Genomic DNA, 17,029 nt, shown 5'->3' with positions numbered 1-17,029 from the left:
GGCACGCGAACGGATCGTCAGGTCGAGGCCAAAAACCGCGGGGCCCTCGATCGGGGCCGCCCGGGGTACGGCACCATATTGAAATGCCACGTCCCCTCAGCGAACTGCCCAAGGCGCACCTGCACCTGCACTTCACCGGCTCCATGAGGCACTCGACCCTCGTCGAGCTCGCCCGCGAGCACGGGTTACACCTTCCCGACGCGCTCGAGGAGGACTGGCCGCCCCGGCTGCGCGCGACCGACGAGCGGGGCTGGTTCCGCTTCCAGCGGCTGTACGACATCGCGCGCTCGGTCCTGCAGCGGGAGAGCGACGTCTACCGGCTGCTGCGCGAGGCCGCCGAGGACGAGGCCGCCGAGGGATCGCGCTGGCTGGAGATCCAGATCGACCCCTCCGGGTACGCGTCGAGATTCGGCGGGCTCACCTCGGCCATGGAGCTGATGCTCGACGCGACGCGCAGGGCCGCGGACCACGCGGGGATAGGGATCGCCGTCGTGGTGGCCGCCAACCGCACCCGCCACCCCCTCGACGCCAAGACGCTCGCCCGCCTCGCCACGCACTACATGGACCAGGGCGTGGTCGGGTTCGGGCTCTCCAACGACGAGCGGCGCGGACGGGCCCGCGACTTCGACGGGGCCTTCCGGCTGGCCAAGCGCGCCGGCCTGCTGGCGGTGCCGCACGGCGGGGAACTGCTGGGCGCGGCCAGCGTGGCCGAGTGCGTCGACGTGCTGGACGCCGACCGTGTCGGGCACGGGGTGCGGGCGGCCGAGTCGCCCAGGCTCATGGAGCGCCTCGCGGCCCGGGGGATCACCTGTGAGGTCTGCCCGACGTCCAACGTCGGTCTCGGGGTGGCCGAGCGCGCCGAGGACGTGCCGCTGCGGCGCCTGTTCGAGGCGGGGGTGCCGATCGCGCTGGGCGCCGACGACCCGCTGCTGTTCGGCGCCAGGCTGCTGCCCCAGTACGAGCTCGCCAGGCAGGTGTACGGCTTCTCCGACCCGGAGCTGGCCGAGCTGGCCCGCCAGTCGGTACGGGCGTCGGCGGCTCCGGACGACGTGCGCGAGAAGCTTCTCCAGGAGATCGACGACTGGCTGGCGCCGGAGGGCTGAGCGGGCGGTCCCCGGCTCCGACGCGCCACACGGCCCCCGGCCGCCGACGCGTCCGGCCGGCTGACCCGAGCGGGCGATCTCCAGCCGGTCGGCCGGTCGGCCGCCAACGCGCCGGGCCGGCGTCAGCGGACCGAACGGGCGATCTCCAGGGCACGGCCGAGCTCCCCGACGCCCTCCAGGCGCAGGCCGACCCGTCCCCGCTGCCAGATGAGGGTGGGCCCGGCCGGGCGAGGACGGACCGCGGCCTGACCACCGCTCCTGGGCAGGTAGGTGAGGCCGTGGTGGACCGGGATCCACTGCGCCCGCGAGGCGCCCACGCCGGTCTCCTGCGGCCAGGGCGGGCCGAGCTCCTTGCGGAAGACGAGATGGAGGGTGCCGTCGTACTCGTCCAGTCTCAGGCCGGGCCAGAACAGCGACACCACCCTGCCGCCGTCGCTCACCCTGACCTCTGTGGGAGCGCCGAGCGCGGCCGGGAGGGAGATCGGGAACGCCACCTGTTCCCGGGCCCGCTCCAGGGTGACCCGCCGCTCGCCGGGCAGCGGCTGGGGCACCCCCGAGGGCAGCGGCCCCGGGCCGCCGGTCCTGAACTCGACCCCCGCGAAGCGCAGGATCTCCGCGACCGCCGCCCTTCCCGCGGGCGTCGCCCCCAGCAGCAGGGCGACGAGGATCGCGGCGGCGGCGACCGCCGCCCGCCGGCGCGCCCGGCCGCCGTCCCGCAGCGCCTCCCACCCGCGCCGGAGGGCGCCGGGAGCGCCGGGGGCCGCGGGCGCCTTGGGGACACGCGTCCCGGGAGCGGCGGTTCCAGGGGCCGTCGCCGGTGTCTCTGGGACGGGTGCGTCAGGGGCCGGAGTCTCGGTAACCGGTGTCTCAGGGGCCGGCGTCTCGGAGGCGAGGGGTGATTGGAGGCGGGCCCGTACGGCCCGCGCGACGTCGGCGGGGGGCGGGGACGGGACGTCGAGGGACCGGCCGAGAGCGAGGAGCCGGGCTTCGAGGTCGTCAGGTGAGGTCACGGGCCACCTCCTCGCGCAGACGGGCCAGGCCGCGGGAGGTCCGCGACTTGACGGTACCGACGGGAAGGTCGAGCACCTGGGCGGTCTCGGCCTCCGACAGCTGTAGGAAGTACCGGCAGACCACGGTCTCGCGTTCCCGTTCGGGCAGCGTACGCACCGCGTCGAGGAGCCGCGCCCTCCGGTCGGTCGCCACCGCCGCCTCCTCGGGCCCCTCGCCCGGCTCGGGAACGGCGTCCGTGAGCCGCGCGGCCAGCCTGTCGCGACGTCCGCGGGAGCGGGTCAGGTTGTGCGTCTCGTTGGCCACGATCCGCAGCAGCCAGGGGCGGAAGTGCGCGTCCCTGCGAAAGGAGGCCAGATGGCGGTGTGCCTTGACGAACGCCTCCTGGACCACGTCCTCGGCTTCGTCGGCGGCCCCGAGCATGGCCGCGGTGCGGTGCGCGATCGCGCTGTAGCGGGTGACCAGCACCTCGTAGGCGTCCAGATCACCGGCCAGCGATCGGGTGATCGCCTCGTCGTCGTCCGTCGGGGGCTCCTTCGCGGATGTCGTGAGAGATTCCACCGCATACGAGCCGTTTGCGGAAGTCCCTGTCCGCGGGCGCGCGGAATCGCCCGCCGGGGGCGGGGCGGCTTCGGCGGTCAGTGGAGGGCATAGGCGACCGCCGCGTCCGGGTCGGCCTCGTAGCCCTCGGCGAAGACCGCGTCATAGGTCTCGTCGCCGAGCAGCTGCCTGGCCGTCCGCTCGGCGACGGTCCTCGGCTCGGACATGCCCTCCGAGCCGAAGCCCGTGAGCCCGAAGGTGGCCCACAGCCGTACCCCCGCCCCCTGGAGCCTGGCCGTGCGCCGGCCGTCGCCCTCGACCGCGGCGATCACCGCGAGCTGGTCGACCGCGAGCGCCACCCCGGTGGCGTCGCGCAGGCGCCACTTGACGTCGAGCGACTGGCGGGCGGCCTCCGCCGCCTCGGCCACCCTGCCGAGGCCCAGCTGGGCGATGGACAGGACGTAGTCGCCGCAGGCGCGGGCCCAGCGCTCGCCGCGCGCGTCACAGAGCCGCTGCACCTCCTTGAGCACCGAGACCGCCCTGTCGAACTCGCCGCGCCAGGTGACCGCCATCGCCGCGGTCACCAGGGCGAGGGGTTCGCTGACGGTGGCGGCCTCGGCCCGGCGGAAGTACTCGCGGACGAGCTCGACGCGGGGTTCGACGTCCTCCAGGGCTCCGGAGCACAGGGAGCCGCTGGCCAGCCGGAGCTGGGCGTGCCCGGCCGCCGCGTAGTCGCCCCAGTCGAGGGCCGCCGACAGCGCCGCCTCCGCCCGGCGGCGGCCCAGTTCCAGCTCTCCCCTGGCGATGGCCACGCAGCCGTCGGCCCACAGGAGCCGGGGCAGCCCGGGATCGGTGACGGGAGCCGCCTCGATCGCCCGCGTCATGTGGTAGCGGCCCTCGTTCAGCCGGCCCAGGCAGAACCAGAGGATCCAGAGCGTCCCGGCGAGCTCGACGGACGTCGGGGAGGCGGGGTCGAGGGCGAGGCGGAGGTCGGTCATGGAGAAGGCGAGCCTGGCGGCCCACTCCTCCTGCCCGGGGCCGTACCAGTCGGCCTCGGCCCTGCGCGCCAGGTCGAGGTGGTGGTAGCGGTGCCGCTGCACCAGCCGGTCCTCCTCGCCGAGCAGGGCGAGCCGCTCCCTGCCGTACTCCCTGACCGTGGCGGGCAGCCGGTAGCCGCCGGGCACGCGGACGAGGAGGAACCTCTCCGCCAGGCTCGCCAGCAGGTCCGGTACGTCGTCCAGGTGCTCGTCGCCGCACACCCACTCGGCGGCGGCCGTGTCGAAGCCTCCCGCGAAGACCGAGAGCCTGGCCCAGAGCAGGCGTTCCCGCGGGGCGCACAGCTCGTGGCTCCAGCCGATCGCGGCGCGCGCGATCCGGTGGCGGGGGATCCGCGCCCGGCCGTGGAGGACCTCGAAGTGGTCGTCCAAGTGATCGGCGAGCCGCTCCACCGGCAGGGATCCCAGCCATCCGGCGGCCAGCTCGACGGCGAGCGGTACGCCGTCCAGCCTCCGGCAGATCCTGGCCGCGGCCACCGTACCGGCCCGGGTCGTCTCCAGGCCGGGCGCCACGATCCCGGCCCGGTCGAGGAAGAGGCGAAGCGCGTCGTTCTCCTCCGGTTCCTCCGGCTCCTCCGGCTCCTCCGGGGGTTCCTTCTCCGGCTCCGACCTCTCCGGCGTCCTCTCCGCCCTCGGGTCCTCCGGCGCCGTGCCTTCCGTCCATCGGGCGGCCGCCCCCGGGCCGGGTGCCGCGAAGGGCTCGACGGGGAGCAGCGCCTCCTGCGGCAGTCCGAGCGGCCGGCGGGAGGTCGCGATGATCCGTACGCCGGGTGCCGCCGCCAGGATCTCCGTGACGAGGTCGCGGCAGGCCGGCAGGAGGTGCTCGCAGGCGTCGAGGATCAGCAGGAGTCTCCTGCCCGCGAGGAACTCGACGAGCGTCCCGGTCTGCGACCGCGCGGACCGCTCCGGGAGGCCGAGGACGGCCGCGACCGTGTGGGCGAGCAGATCGCCGTTGCGCTCGCCGGAGAGCTCCACCAGCCAGGTGCCGTCGGGGTGGTGCTCCTGCCGCTCCCGCGCGGCCCTGACCACGATCCGCGACTTGCCGATGCCCCCGACACCGGTGACCGTGGTCAGCGGCGTACCGGCCAGGAGCTCCAGCAGCCGCCGCACCTCGCTTTCCCTGCCGATGAAGCCATTCGTCTCCGCGGGCAGGTTCCCGCGCCACCATTGGATCTGTTCCATCGATTCGCGCTCCTTTTTCCACTCACCGGGAATCGCACCGTTTTCAAATCACGAACCGGTCGGCCCGCCATTTCCCAGAGGGGTTTCCTTGTCCCCCGGTGCAAATCTCCCCGCCGGGTCGAGGCCGAACTTCCTCCGTACGGCGTGAACCGTGGAAATGCTGGTGCTTTATGGCTGATTCGGCGGAGCCGGTAATCGGGGTGGAGCACGGGGCGTGCCGCCCGGCGGGCCCGGCCGGTGCTCGCCGCGAAAGGGCTCGTCATGGAGGGACGGCACCGGCCGTGAAGCGTTTAAGGGGCCGCCGCGAGGGAAGCGCCACTAGACTCTGGCTGTCCCTGGTCGTGGCCTCGCCGCGGCCTTTCCGTAAGCGAGCTGGACGGAACCGCATGTCTGGGTATGACCGCGTAGTGCAACCCGCGGCCGGTGACGAGGCCCTGGAGAACCACCTGGGTGGGGACGAGGCCAAGAACTACCGGCAGTACGAGCTCGACATGGTCGCCCCGCACGTGGGCCGGTCCATGCTGGAGATCGGCTCCGGGCTCGGCCACTTCGCCGAGGCGTTCCTGCCTCGCCTCGACCGGCTGGTGGTCAGCGACTTCGACCCCTACTGCGTGGAGCAGCTGCAGAAGCGCTTCGAGGGCCGCGACGACATCGACGTGCTCCAGTTCGGCCTGCCGACCGAGATCCCGATCGGTGAGAAGGTCGACACCGTCGTGATGATGAACGTCCTGGAGCACATCGAGGACGACGTCGAGGCCCTGCGCTCCCTCGCCAAGGTCACCCTCCCCGGCGGCCGGATCGTCATCTGGGTGCCCGGCTACATGCAGCTGTACGGGGACTTCGACCGCAAGGTCGGCCACGTCACCCGCTACACCCCCGCCACCCTGCGCAGCACGGTCTCCAAGGCGGGCCTGGACATCGACGTGCTCAAGCCGATCAACTTCCTGGGCGGCATCGCCTGGTGGGCCGCCGTCCGCCGCGGAGGCGTCGGCTACCCCGACCCCCGCCTGGTCAAGATCTACGACCGCACGGTGGTGCCCCTGACCCGCCTCATCGAGCGCTTCGTCCGTCCGCCGTTCGGGCAGACCGTCTTCTGCGTCGCCCGCGTTCCCAAGTAGTCCCGGGCGAGCGCCCACGTAGCCCACAGTGCCCACAGTGCCCACAGTGCCCACAGCGCCCCCACAGTGACCACGGTGACCCGCGCGCGGTGCCGCTCCTTTTCAGGAGCGGCACCGCGCGCGGCCTTTTCACGGCTCCACGGCTCTCAGGGAATTCCCAGGATCCTCCTTCGAAGATCACAGCTCGGGACGATTGCCTGATCGACGTCTTCCCATCGGGAGACGTTCCCGGAAGGACCACCATGAAGAGGAAACTGGCACTCGGCGCCGCGGCCATTACGGCGTCGATCATGCTGACGGGCTCCACCGCCTGGGCGACCGGCACGACTCCCCCCGTGCCCACCGGCGTGACCGCCATCGCCGACCAGCTGCTCAAGGCCGACTCCACGCTTCGCGGGCCGCGGCTGCGCTCCCACTACAACCTGTGGGTGGTCGGCATCCACGGACGGGCCACCGTCAGGGACAAGAAGTCGACGTTCATCGACTACACCTGGCAGCGAGGTGTGATCACCGCCAAGGGTGAGAACAAGCTGACCGTCAAGAGCAAGGACGGACTCGTCTGGAACTGGAACCTCGACACGTCCACGAGGTTCCGCAGGCTCGGCGTCCGCGCCGACCTGACCAAGCTGGTCGTCGGGGACGGGGTCTTCGTGATCGGCGTCCCCACCTCGACCGACCCGACGGCCGCCGCGGTGTTCGTACCGCGTGACCGCGCCCTCCTGGACCCGCCGGTCACCACTCCGGGGAGCTGACCGGGGACTCCGGAGGCCCGGCGGAAGCTGACCGTGAAGCGGTGGGATCACCGAGATGCGCCGGAATTCCACCGCTTCGCGGCGGCCTCCAATTGAGGACTAACAGCTACGAAATAGGACGAAGTACGGATCGGTAGGCAAGAATGGGGCCTCCATGAACGAGCGCACCATCCTCGTCGTCGAGGACGACCCCAACATCCGTGACATCGTCGAGGTCGCCCTGCGCTTCCACGGCTTCGGGGTGACGGGCGTGGCGACCGGCGGGCAGGCCCTCGACGCGGTGGAGGGCGGCTCCCCCGCGCTGATCGTGCTCGACGTGATGCTTCCCGACGTCGACGGTTTCGAGGTGTGCCGGAGGATCAGGGCCGCGGGCCTGCACACCCCGGTGATCTTCCTGACGGCCAGGGACACCCCCACCGACACCGTGCGCGGCCTCACCCTGGGCGGCGACGACTACGTCACCAAGCCCTTCTCCGTGGAGGCCCTCGTCGCCCGCGTGCGGGCGGTGCTCCGCAGGACGGCCGTCTCCGACGACCTTGGCGGGACGCTCAGAGTGGCGGACCTGGAACTCGACGAGTCACGCTGGGAGGCACGGCGGGCCGGAGTCGCGCTGGACCTCTCCCCCACCGAGTTCCGGCTGCTCGCCTTCCTGATGGAACATCCCGGACTGGTCCTGACGAAGCGTCAGTTGCTGGAACACGTCTGGGGCTACGGGGGTTCGTCGCAGGTCGTCGAGACGTACATCTCCTACCTGCGCCGCAAGCTCGACCCGCTCGGCCCGCCGCTGATCCACACCCAGCGTGGAGTGGGTTACGCGCTGCGCCCGCCCCGGGGCACCTGATGTCGCTCAGGGCGCGGCTGCTCGCGGGCCTGCTCGCGGTGAGCACGGCCCTGCTGGTGATGCTGTCCATCGTGAGCGTCCTCGTCCTGCGCGGGCACCTGATGGAAAGACTCGACGGGCAGCTGCGGGCGGCCACCGCGACCGCCGCCAAGCGGATCGTCGCCGCCCCCGGCGGCCAGCTCGCGCAGACCCTGACCGGGTCCACCTACGCCGTGGCCGCGATGAACCTCAACTCGGGCCGGGCCAGGCTCGTCAACGGGGACGCGCCCGCCGCCGCGACCGTACCGCGGCTGGTGGAGAGCCTCGGTGCCGCCCGCCTGAAGGTTCAGGCCGAGAGCGGGGAGGCGTTCGTCCTCGACACGACGGGCGACCAGCGCATGATCGCGCGGGTGGCCGAGGCCAGGCAGGGCAACCGGCTGGTGGTCGTCGCCGTCCCGCTGGAGTCCGTCGAGGCCCCGATCCGGCGGCTCGTCATCGCCGAGCTGCTCACCGGCGGCGCGCTGATCCTGGTGCTGGCGCTCGCCGGCCGCGCCCTGATCACCAGGGGGCTCTCACCGCTGGCCAGGATCGCCGGGGCGGCGTACCGGATGGCCGGGGAGGGCGACCTGTCGGTCCGGATGCCCGAGGACCCCTCGGAGGTCGGGCGGATCGGCACGGCCGTGAACCTGCTGCTCGACCGGATCGCGGGGGCCTTCAGGGATCGCTGGGCGTCGGAGGAGCGCGTCCGCCGCTTCGCCGCCGACGCCTCGCACGAGCTGCGGACCCCGCTGTCCACCATCCGGGGGTACGCCGAGCTCTACCGGACCGGGGCGCTGCGCGCCGAGGACATGCCCAGGATCATGGGCAGGATCGAGGACGAGGCCACCCGGATGGGTGATCTCGTCAGCCAGATGCTCGACCTCGCCCGCCTGGACAGGAACGCCGGGCTCCAGCTCACCGAGACCGATCTGGCCTCGGTGGCGCGCGACGTGAGCGCGGACTGCACGGCCATCGAGCCGGAGTCGCCGATCGTCGTGGACGCCCCGGAGTCGCTGACCGTCACCGCCGACGAGGCGAGGATCCGGCAGATCCTCGTCAACCTCCTGGCGAACGTGCGAGCGCACACCCCCGCGGGGACGACGGCCACCGTGCGGGTCGCGCGGCGGCCGCCCGGCGGTGCGCTGATCGAGGTCTCCGACGACGGCCCCGGGATGTCCGCCGAGCAGGTGGACAGGGCCTTCGACCGCTTTCACCGAGGCGGGGAGCGGATGCCCGACGGTGCCGGGCTGGGACTGTCGATCGTCAAGGCGATCACCGACGCGCACGGCGGCGGCTGCTGGATCACCTCGGCCCCCGGAGAGGGCACCCGCGTTCACGTCGAGCTTCCCGAGCGCCCCGTCCCGGCGGGGCCGGCCGGTCTCGCCGGGTGAGCGCGGTCCGGAACCGGCGGCGAACAAATCGGTTGCACGCCTCGGTGGGCCGCCGTATGTTCGACCGCATGTGGACCAACTCCTAGGAGCCGGCGTCGATCGGTCCTCGCCGATCCGCCCGCACTCAGCCCTCTGGCCCCGTTCGTCCGACGCGGCAGCTGAGTCGTCCGACCCGGGATCTCACCGCGTCGTCACATTCTTCAAGGAGTCCATATGCGAATTCACGCTGCCCACGAACTCGCGCAGAAGCGCGGCGGGAAGTCCAGGACCGCCAAGACCCCCAAGCCCCGCACCCCGCTTCCCGAGCACGTCGTGCCCCCGGCGCCCCGGCACCTGCCGATGCCCCCGGCGCCGATGAGACCGACCCACCAGCCGCGCCGGATCCCCGGCAAGGGCGGCCGCTGACCTTCGGGCCCCTTCGCGAAGCCGACCTGCCGGCCCCGTCGCGAAAACACGGAAGGCCCCGGTCCTGGATTCCAGGACCGGGGCCTTCCCCACCTCACGGGCGCCTCACGAGCCCACCTCGCGGGCGCCCCGTGAACGCTCGGGTGCCCCGAGTGCCTCAGGGCGCCGGCGTCACAGACGCTCGATGATCGTGACGTTGGCCTGGCCGCCGCCCTCGCACATCGTCTGCAGCCCGTACCGGCCGCCGGTCCGCTCCAGCTCGTGCAGGAGCTTGGTCATCAGGATCGCGCCGGTGCCGCCCAGCGGGTGACCCAGGGCGATCGCGCCGCCGTTCGGGTTGACCTTCGCCGGGTCGGCGCCCAGGTCGTTGATCCACGCCAGCGGGACGGGGGCGAACGCCTCGTTGATCTCGGTGACGTCGATGTCGTCGATCGACAGGCCCGCCCTCTTCAGCGCCTTCTGCGTCGCCGGGATCGGCGCGGTCAGCATGTAGACCGGGTCGTCGCCGGTGAGCGCCAGGGTGACGATGCGCGCCCGGGGGGTCAGGTTGTGGTCGCGGACGGCCTGCTCGGAGGCGATCAGGATCGCTCCCGAGCCGTCGGAGATCTGCGAGGAGGTGGCGGCCGTGATCATGCCGTCGGGCTTCAGCGTCTTCAGCGACGCCATCTTCTCCAGCGTGGTGTCCGGGCGCGGGCCCTCGTCGTCCTCGACACCGTTGATCGGGGCGATCTGGTCCTTGAAATAGCCGTTCGCGACGGCCTTCGAGGCCCGCTGGTGGCTCTCGTACGCGAACCGCTCCAGTTCCTCGCGCTTGAGACCCCACTTCTCGCACATGAGCTCCGCGCCGCGGAACTGGGAGATCTCCTGCTTGCCGTACCGCTCCACCCACTTCTCCCCGAACGGGAAGGGCATGCCCTTCTCCAGGGCGGCGGTGATGCTCGACCCCATGGGGACGATGCTCATGGATTCCACCCCGGCGGCGACGACGAGGTCCTGGGTGCCGGAGAGCACCCCCTGGGCCGCGAAGTGGATCGACTGCTGGGAGGAGCCGCACTGGCGGTCGATGGTCACACCGGCGACGCTCTCCGGAAGGCCCGCCGACAGCCACGCGTTGCGCGCGATGTCCATGCTCTGCGGGCCGAACTGCATGACACAGCCCATGATCACGTCTTCGACCGCGGACGGGTCGACGCCCGTACGCTCGACGAGCGCGCCGAGGGTGTGCGCGGCCAGATCGGTGGGGTGGACGGTGGACAGACCGCCCTTCTTCTTGCCGACGGGGGTGCGGACCGCCCCGACGATGTACGCCTCTGCCACAGTGCCTCCTGCTTGCGGAACCGAGCTGCCTGCGAAACCGAGCAATGTTCGGTTATTAGGAGGTTACAACAGAACTTTCGCCCGCGCCCTGGACGGGAGCGGCGCGCACGGCGGCGAGGATGATCGCGTCTTTCCGGAGCACCGGATGAATCCGAGACCCGGCCCGGCCCGAGCGGTCCGTTCAGGCCTTCTTCGTGCTCGTCATGGTCGCGTAGGCGATGACGTTGTCGGTGTAGTGGCCGGTCGCGCGGTTGTAGGTGCCGCCGCAGGTGATCAGGTGCAGCTGGGGGGTCGGCGACCGGCCGTACACCCGCTGGGTCGGGAACACCGACTTCTCCGCCTGCTCCAGGCCGCCCACGGTGTAGACGGCGATGATCCCGTCCTTGCGGTGCACCTCGATGACGTCGCCGTTGCGGATCTCGTCGAGACGGCTGAACACCGCGCTTCCCGAGCGCGTGTCCTTGTGCCCGAGCATGATCGCGGGACCCGCCTCGCCGGGAGTGGGTCCCGAGCGGTACCAGCCGACCAGGTTCGGGTGGCCGACCGGCGGCACCTCGATGGCGCCCTTCCTGTCGAGCCCGACGGACCTGACCGGCGCGTTGACCCCGAGCCGCGGGATGACCAGGCGCACCGGGGACGAGGGCTGCATGGCCGGGGCCGCGGGCAGGCTGGGCAGGGGCGGCGGCGCGGTCGGGGGCGCCTGGAAGTAGGGGTTCGCCGGTGCCGCCGCCAGGTCGCGGGGCGGCAGCGTGGTGCGCTGGTCGGCCAGACCGTACTCCTCGGGCGAGGCCAGCATGTAGAGCAGGCCCACCAGCACCGTGACCACCCCGGCGATCCCGGCGAGGATGAGCACCGACCGCATCATCCGGCTGCCGGGGGGCTCCTCGTACGGCGGGCCGTACCCCTGGTGGGGGCCCGGCGGCGGGTACGGCGGCTGGACCGGGACCGGCCGGTAGTGCGGCGGCGGCCCCGGGGGCGGCCAGCCGCCCGGCGGCGGGGGGGTGGTCATCCGGCCACCCCGATCAGCCGCGACCGGCGGTGCGACGCCGCAGCACGAGCCCGCCGATTCCGGCGAGGGCCACCGTCAGCACACCGCTGAACATGATCATCCGAGCGTCGGGCCCGGCGTCACCGCCGCCGCCCGTGGAGGCGGCGCCCTTGGGGGTCTCGTCGATCTGCTCGTCGGAGTCGGGGTCGGGTACCGGGTCGGAGGTCTTGGTCTGGGTGACGGTGAGGGTCGGCCTGGGGGTCGCGCTGGCACTGGCACTGGCGCTCGCACTGGCACTGGCACTGGCGCTCGCGCTCGCACTGGCGCTCGCGCTGGGGCTGCCCGTCCCCACGGTCACCCGCAGCGCGGCGGGCGAGGCCTGGGCGGCCTGGGGCGGGGCGCAGTCGAGCAGCTCGGCCTCGCTCCCGGCACCCGCCGCGCCGGCCGCCAGGAGCAGGGTGAACGCGTCGGGCTGGAAGGCGACGACCCCGGTCGCGAGGGGGGTCACCGTGACGACCAGCGGAGGCGCGGTGACCGGCTGCCCGGCGACCGGGGGCGCGGCGGTGACCAGGATCGGGCGGAGCTCCGTGGGGAGCGCCAGGACTCCCGCGGGGCTGGCGCTGATCTGCATCTCCGCGTCGGCGACGAGGCTCGCGCCCGCCGGGGCCGGCGCGGACGGGGTGAGGGAGGGAAGGACGGCCGGCGGGCTGATCTTCCAGGTCGCCACCAGGGGGGAGTTCACCACTCCCGCCGCCGGACCGGTGAGGTCCATGGTGAAGGTGTACGTCGCCGACGGTGACGGCGCACCGGCGAGCGTGCAGGTGTAGGCCACCGGTGTGGGAGCGGCGTAGATGGAGGCGAGCGCGGGAAACGCACCGAAGATGCCTGCGCCCGCCGTAGCGATCACGGCCGTCTTGACCGCGACGCGCAGCCGCGTCTTGGACTTCAGCACAGTTTCTCCTCGTTCCAGCTTGATCGGCCGGCCTCACACCGGCCGCCGAGGCTTACAGGTTGTGGTCAAGGTTCGGCATAGATCCTACGAACACAGACCGCGCCACGCGAGCAAGTCGGCTAAACGGACACAAATTCCCATCTATCCCACAGCAAACGACACCGTACATCGGTAAAGCCCGTCGTGGCGGGTCGGGCCGGACCCCGGCCGGACACGGAACGTGCGGGAGATACCTCACGGAGCCCGCCCGAGGGTCCCGCCGCCCGGGGGGACGGGCGGCCCGGGGTTGGCAATCAGCGTCCGGATATATGTAAAAAACCAGGTCAAAACTGGTGTGGCCACACTTAAAGATCACCCTACGGAAGCCCCATCGGGCAGGGTGGAACCTGCGGTGGGCCCGATTCGGACGCTCCGAATATCCGTTTGGGTTGTTGAAATATTTCATCGACACACCCACCGTGGTCATCGGCCCGTTCATCTGACCGGGGCCTCGCGTTCGCCCGCGAGGTCGCCGCGCGGGCTGGACGGCGTCCGGCGGCTCGACCGGTTCCCGTTCGGGAAGGATTCGGTGGAAGGCGTGCGAACGGGTATACGGGGCATGAAGAGCATCACCGCGCCCTCGGCCCGGTGGGCCGCGAGGATCACTTCGCCGCCCCGCGGGCGTGAGGACTCCCCGGCGGCACGCCGCGTCGTCCGAAGGGTTCCGCCGAACGCCTTCGCCGAACAGCGACGATCATCCCCGGGCTCTCCGGTAAGCCTTCCCCCGCCCGGCCGCGAGCCCCTTCCGGGGCTCTCCCCCAGCGGATGGATCAGCGATCACCTTGAGGTTTCCCCATTGGAAGGACTGAGATGAGCACGCCGGTTGCATCGCGGGCGCGCGGCGGGCAGGTGCCCCGCCGGCGGATCCCGGTGAGATGGATCGCCGTCGCCCTGGCGGTGGCACTCCTGGCGGCCATCGGGTTCAGCACTCAGTACCGCTCGGCGGAGTCCGTCGCGGCGGCGGGTCCCCGGCGTTTCGACCCGGCCGCGTACGGAGCGCGGACGTACGAGGACAAGGTCGTGCCCGCGATCGAGAGGAAGGCCGTCGAGCTGCCCGTACTGGTGAAGGCCATGAACGCCGACGTGGATGCGGCCGGGAAGCGGTACGGCGTCCGGCACGGCAACGGCCCCTACACCTTCGCGGTCGAGGGCGCCGGCACGGCCGGGACGGTGAGGTCGGGACTGATGCACGTGACCGTGCCCGGCCTTCCCCCCGACACCCGGGTCTCGCTGCAGGTCGGTCCGATCATCAACGGCACGGCACTGCGGGACGCGGTGGGGTTCATCAGCTTCGGGCAGTTCCTCGATCAGGTGGAGTACGCCAACGCCGCCACCGCGCTGAACGACCAGATGCGGGAGAAACTGCTCAAGAACCTGGACGCACCCCGGCTGGAGGGCAAGAAGATCTCCTTCGTCGGGGCCTTCAGCTTCCTCACCCCCTCCGTCGTGACCATCACCCCGGTCTCGATCAAGGAGATCGCGTGAGGACCCCGACCACCACCGTCCTGAGCGCCCGGGACGTCACCAAGGTGTACGGGAACACGCACGTGCTCCGGGACGTCGACTTCGACGTCGCCGCCGGCCGGGTGACCGCGCTGTTCGGCGAGAACGGGGCCGGCAAGTCGACCCTGATGAGGATCCTCTCCGGGATCGAGCACCCCACCACCGGCCATGTCGAGCTCGACGGGGAGCCCGTCAGGTTCGTGTCGCCCCGCGACGCCGCCGACCAGGGCGTCGCGATCGTCCACCAGGGGCTCAGCCTCTGCCCCAACCTGAGCATCCAGGACAACCTGTTCCTGGCCAGGGAGATCCGCGGGGGCCCCTGGGTGATCGACCGCTCGTCCCAGCGGGCCACCGCCGCGGCGGTCCTCCACAGCCTGGAGGAGTATCTGGATCCCGACCGGCTGGTCGGTGACCTGACTCCGGGCGAGCAGCAGATCGTCGAGATCGCGAGGGCACTCCTCCAGGAGGCGCGGGTACTGATCATGGACGAGCCCACCTCGGCGCTCACCGCCCCCGAGGTCAAGGTCCTGTTCCGGATCATCAAGGAGCTGGCCTCGAACGGCGTGGCGATCGTCTACGTCTCCACGCACCTGGAGGAGGCACTGGAGATCGCCGACGACGTCGTCGTACTGCGTGACGGGCGGCTGGTCGCCACGGCGGACGCCGACAACGTCGGCGTCCGGTGGGTCGTGGAGCGGATGACCGACCGCGACCAGGGCGACCGGTTCCCGCGCGGTACCGCGGTCGCCGGGGAGGAACTGCTGACCCTGCGCGACCTCGTGGTGGCCGACCCGGCCAACCCCGGCCGCCTCGCCGTCGACGGCCTCTCCCTGACCGTGCGGGAGGGCGAGATCGTGGGGATCTACGGGCTGACGGGCTCGGGCCGCACCGAGTTGCTGGAGGCACTCGCCGGCCGGATCCCCTCGCAGTCGGGCCGCGTCCTGCTCTCCGGCACCCCGCTGGAGCACGTGGGGATCCGCGACCGCGTCGGCCTGGGCATGATCCTGGTCCCGGGGAACCGGCGGCGCGACGGCCTCGTCCAGACGATGTCGGTCGGGGAGAACCTCTCCCTGGCCGGGCTGGGCGCGTTCGTCCGGCGGCTGCTCATCCGCCGTGACCGCGAGCGGGAAGCCGTCTGCCGGATGATCACCGACATCACCGTCGGGACGGGCGGCACGGAGGCGTCGGTCGCGTCGCTGAGCGGCGGCGACCAGCAGAAGGTGATGATCGGCAGGGCGCTGCTGACCGCCCCCCGGGTGCTCCTGCTGGACGAACCCTCGCGCGGCGTCGACGTCGGTGCCAGGACGGACATCTTCGAGCTCATCGCGGCACAGGCGGAACGCGGCCTGGCCGTCCTCTTCACCACGTCGGACGCCGAGGAGGCCCTGCGCGTCCCCGACCGCCTGCTGGTGCTCGCCCGCGGGGTCCTCGTCGGCGAGTTCCGGCGCGGCACGACGACCCGGGAGGAACTGCTGAAGGTCTCGGACGGCAGCGCCTCCACCGCCATGGACATCGACCCTGACATCGATCGGGACACCGGCACGAGCACGGACGGGGACGGTGCGGGGTGACGCCTCGGGAAACGCCCCCCGCACCGGCGCCGCCAGGTCACTCTCCGCCGGGGAAGGCCACAGCCGAGGCCCGCCGCCTCTCCCTGGTGAACAGCCTGTTCGAGCTACGGGCGCTCATCGCGCTCGTGGCCATGATCGTGGCCTTCGGCCTGCTGTCGGACACGTTCCTCTCCGCGCCGAACCTCGTCATGGTGGCCAAGCACATCGCGATCAACGCGGTGATCGCGCTCGGCGTGCTGCTGGTCGTCGTCAGGGGCGGCATCGATCTGTCGGTGGGCTCGATCGCCGGGCTCTCCGGGGTCGTCGCCGGCGAGTTGCTCGAAGGACTCGAACTCGGGTTCGCCGACGCCTTCGCCTACCCGCCCGTGTGGGGCGTGATCGTGCTCTGCGTCGCGGTCGGCATGCTCGTCGGCCTGGTGAACGGCGTCGTCATCACCCGGTTCAAGGTGCCGCCGTTCATCGCGACGTTCGGCATGCTGTACGTGGCGCGGGGAATCGCGCTGCTGATCTCCGACGGCTCGACCTATCCCAATCTGAACGGCAACCCCGAGCTGGGCAACACCGGCTTCGAGGTCCTCGGCACCGGGCGCCCGCTCGGCCTCCCGGTGGTGATCTGGATCGCGGTCCTCCTCGCCGTCGCCGTCGCGCTGGTGCTCGCCAAGACGCCGTTCGGACGGTGGCTGTACGCCGCGGGCGGCAACGAGCGGGCCGCGGAGCTCTCCGGGGTCCCGATCGACCGCGTCAGGACGGCCGTGTACGTGATCTCCGGTGGCTGCGCCGCGCTCGCGGGTCTCGTCATCGCCTCGGAGCTGGCCTCGGCGACGCCGCTGGCCGGTGAGACGTACGAGCTCAACGCGATCACCGCGGTGATCCTCGGCGGCGCCGCGCTGGGCGGGGGGCTCGGCACGGTACGAGGCGCTCTCATCGGGGCCTGTGTCGTCGGCCTTCTCGCCGAGAGCCTGGTGCTCATGGGCGTGTCGGAGTTCTGGCAGATCGTCATCAAGGGAACCGTGCTCGTTCTCGTCGTCATGCTGGACCAGGGCCGGCAGCGGTTCCGGCGGCGTGGGGCCACCGCGTCGGCGATGGCCGCCGGCAGGCGACCGGGCTGACGTGGCCGGACGGCCGCGGCAGCCGGGGACGGGCCAGGGCTCCGGCCCCGCCCCGGGGTGCCGCGGCCACCTGTTCGTACCGGGCCGGGGTGTCACCGGTCTTGGCGGCCCCTTGATTCCCCCGTGATTCTCGAAGC

15 protein-coding genes are annotated in these 17,029 nt (G+C 72.0%); 9 read left to right on the top strand and 6 right to left on the bottom strand.

All coding sequences use genetic code 11. From position 1 onward, the window contains the following. Positions 1-83: 83 nt before the first annotated feature. The gene (locus ACTOQ3_RS08305) at positions 84-1,103 is read left to right on the top strand and encodes an adenosine deaminase (RefSeq protein ID WP_440082802.1); all 1,020 of its coding nucleotides are present in this window, start codon (positions 84-86) and stop codon (positions 1,101-1,103) included. Between the two features lie 122 nt (positions 1,104-1,225). Here the strand turns inward: ACTOQ3_RS08305 and ACTOQ3_RS08300 are convergent, their stop codons facing one another. The 3 genes from ACTOQ3_RS08300 to ACTOQ3_RS08290 all read right to left on the bottom strand — a co-directional run bounded on the left by ACTOQ3_RS08300 (position 1,226) and on the right by ACTOQ3_RS08290 (position 4,888). Next, positions 1,226-2,113, bottom strand: coding sequence for a hypothetical protein (locus ACTOQ3_RS08300; RefSeq protein WP_440082801.1), 888 nt, complete (start codon positions 2,111-2,113; stop codon positions 1,226-1,228). Further along, entirely contained in the window at positions 2,100-2,672 is a 573-nt protein-coding gene (locus tag ACTOQ3_RS08295) for an RNA polymerase sigma factor (RefSeq protein ID WP_440082800.1), read from the bottom strand. The genes ACTOQ3_RS08300 and ACTOQ3_RS08295 overlap by 14 nt, the downstream gene beginning before the upstream one ends. A 77-nt stretch (positions 2,673-2,749) precedes the next feature. Next, positions 2,750-4,888 carry an ATP-binding protein gene (locus tag ACTOQ3_RS08290; protein ID WP_440082799.1) on the bottom strand — a complete coding sequence of 713 codons (2,139 nt, stop codon included), beginning with the start codon at positions 4,886-4,888 and terminating at the stop codon, positions 2,750-2,752. 407 nt (positions 4,889-5,295) lie between these two features. Between ACTOQ3_RS08290 and ACTOQ3_RS08285 the strand changes: the two genes are divergently transcribed. From ACTOQ3_RS08285 to ACTOQ3_RS08265, 5 genes are all read left to right on the top strand, one after another. Then, positions 5,296-6,006 (top strand): class I SAM-dependent methyltransferase, encoded by a 711-nt coding sequence (locus tag ACTOQ3_RS08285; protein ID WP_362678365.1) that lies wholly within the window; start codon positions 5,296-5,298, stop codon positions 6,004-6,006. A 242-nt stretch (positions 6,007-6,248) separates the two neighbouring features. Continuing rightward, positions 6,249-6,758: a hypothetical protein gene (locus tag ACTOQ3_RS08280; RefSeq protein WP_440082798.1), complete on the top strand. Its 510-nt coding sequence runs from the start codon at positions 6,249-6,251 to the stop codon at positions 6,756-6,758. Between the two features lie 154 nt (positions 6,759-6,912). Beyond that, positions 6,913-7,599 carry a response regulator transcription factor gene (locus ACTOQ3_RS08275; protein WP_440082797.1) on the top strand — a complete coding sequence of 229 codons (687 nt, stop codon included), beginning with the start codon at positions 6,913-6,915 and terminating at the stop codon, positions 7,597-7,599. Continuing rightward, a complete protein-coding gene (locus ACTOQ3_RS08270; protein WP_440082796.1) occupies positions 7,599-9,008 on the top strand; it encodes a sensor histidine kinase in 1,410 nt (469 codons plus the stop codon). The genes ACTOQ3_RS08275 and ACTOQ3_RS08270 overlap by 1 nt, the downstream gene beginning before the upstream one ends. A 213-nt stretch (positions 9,009-9,221) precedes the next feature. Further along, a complete protein-coding gene (locus ACTOQ3_RS08265; RefSeq protein ID WP_440082795.1) occupies positions 9,222-9,413 on the top strand; it encodes a hypothetical protein in 192 nt (63 codons plus the stop codon). Positions 9,414-9,584: 171 nt separating this feature from the next. On the opposite strand, the gene ACTOQ3_RS08260 is transcribed toward ACTOQ3_RS08265, so the two are convergent. The 3 genes from ACTOQ3_RS08260 to ACTOQ3_RS08250 all read right to left on the bottom strand — a co-directional run bounded on the left by ACTOQ3_RS08260 (position 9,585) and on the right by ACTOQ3_RS08250 (position 12,670). Then, positions 9,585-10,730: an acetyl-CoA C-acetyltransferase gene (locus ACTOQ3_RS08260; RefSeq protein WP_440082794.1), complete on the bottom strand. Its 1,146-nt coding sequence runs from the start codon at positions 10,728-10,730 to the stop codon at positions 9,585-9,587. A 181-nt stretch (positions 10,731-10,911) separates the two neighbouring features. Further along, a complete protein-coding gene (locus tag ACTOQ3_RS08255) occupies positions 10,912-11,739 on the bottom strand; it encodes a class F sortase (RefSeq protein ID WP_440082793.1) in 828 nt (275 codons plus the stop codon). A gap of 13 nt (positions 11,740-11,752) precedes the next feature. Then, complete coding sequence (locus ACTOQ3_RS08250; RefSeq protein ID WP_440082792.1) at positions 11,753-12,670, bottom strand: hypothetical protein; 918 nt, start codon at positions 12,668-12,670, stop codon at positions 11,753-11,755. 849 nt (positions 12,671-13,519) lie between these two features. On the opposite strand from ACTOQ3_RS08250, the gene ACTOQ3_RS08245 reads away from it, so the two are divergent. From ACTOQ3_RS08245 to ACTOQ3_RS08235, 3 genes are all read left to right on the top strand, one after another. Beyond that, a complete protein-coding gene (locus tag ACTOQ3_RS08245) occupies positions 13,520-14,194 on the top strand; it encodes a DUF2291 family protein (RefSeq protein WP_440082791.1) in 675 nt (224 codons plus the stop codon). Beyond that, positions 14,191-15,783, top strand: coding sequence for a sugar ABC transporter ATP-binding protein (locus ACTOQ3_RS08240; protein ID WP_440082790.1), 1,593 nt, complete (start codon positions 14,191-14,193; stop codon positions 15,781-15,783). Before ACTOQ3_RS08245 ends, ACTOQ3_RS08240 begins: the two co-directional genes overlap by 4 nt. A gap of 86 nt (positions 15,784-15,869) precedes the next feature. Next, positions 15,870-16,892, top strand: a complete 1,023-nt coding sequence (locus ACTOQ3_RS08235) for an ABC transporter permease (RefSeq protein WP_440082789.1) — start codon at positions 15,870-15,872, stop codon at positions 16,890-16,892. Positions 16,893-17,029: the final 137 nt, after the last annotated feature.

Origin of the sequence: Streptosporangium sp. LJ11, from assembly GCF_051918945.1 — a bacterium.
In the GTDB taxonomy this organism is placed as follows: domain Bacteria; phylum Actinomycetota; class Actinomycetes; order Streptosporangiales; family Streptosporangiaceae; genus Streptosporangium.
Note: the sequence above shows the minus strand (reverse complement) of the source record. Positions and strands in the feature narration are given on the sequence as shown.

Excerpts from the sequence above, each read along its gene's own strand:
- ACTOQ3_RS08305 (WP_440082802.1), top strand. The coding sequence starts at position 84 with ATGCCACGTCCCCTCAGCGAACTGCCCAAGGCGCACCTGCACCTGCAC.
- ACTOQ3_RS08290 (WP_440082799.1), bottom strand. The coding sequence starts at position 4,888 with ATGGAACAGATCCAATGGTGGCGCGGGAACCTGCCCGCGGAGACGAAT.
- ACTOQ3_RS08280 (WP_440082798.1), top strand. The coding sequence starts at position 6,249 with ATGAAGAGGAAACTGGCACTCGGCGCCGCGGCCATTACGGCGTCGATC.
- ACTOQ3_RS08275 (WP_440082797.1), top strand. The coding sequence starts at position 6,913 with ATGAACGAGCGCACCATCCTCGTCGTCGAGGACGACCCCAACATCCGT.
- ACTOQ3_RS08270 (WP_440082796.1), top strand. The coding sequence starts at position 7,599 with ATGTCGCTCAGGGCGCGGCTGCTCGCGGGCCTGCTCGCGGTGAGCACG.
- ACTOQ3_RS08265 (WP_440082795.1), top strand. The coding sequence starts at position 9,222 with ATGCGAATTCACGCTGCCCACGAACTCGCGCAGAAGCGCGGCGGGAAG.
- ACTOQ3_RS08255 (WP_440082793.1), bottom strand. The coding sequence starts at position 11,739 with ATGACCACCCCCCCGCCGCCGGGCGGCTGGCCGCCCCCGGGGCCGCCG.
- ACTOQ3_RS08245 (WP_440082791.1), top strand. The coding sequence starts at position 13,520 with ATGAGCACGCCGGTTGCATCGCGGGCGCGCGGCGGGCAGGTGCCCCGC.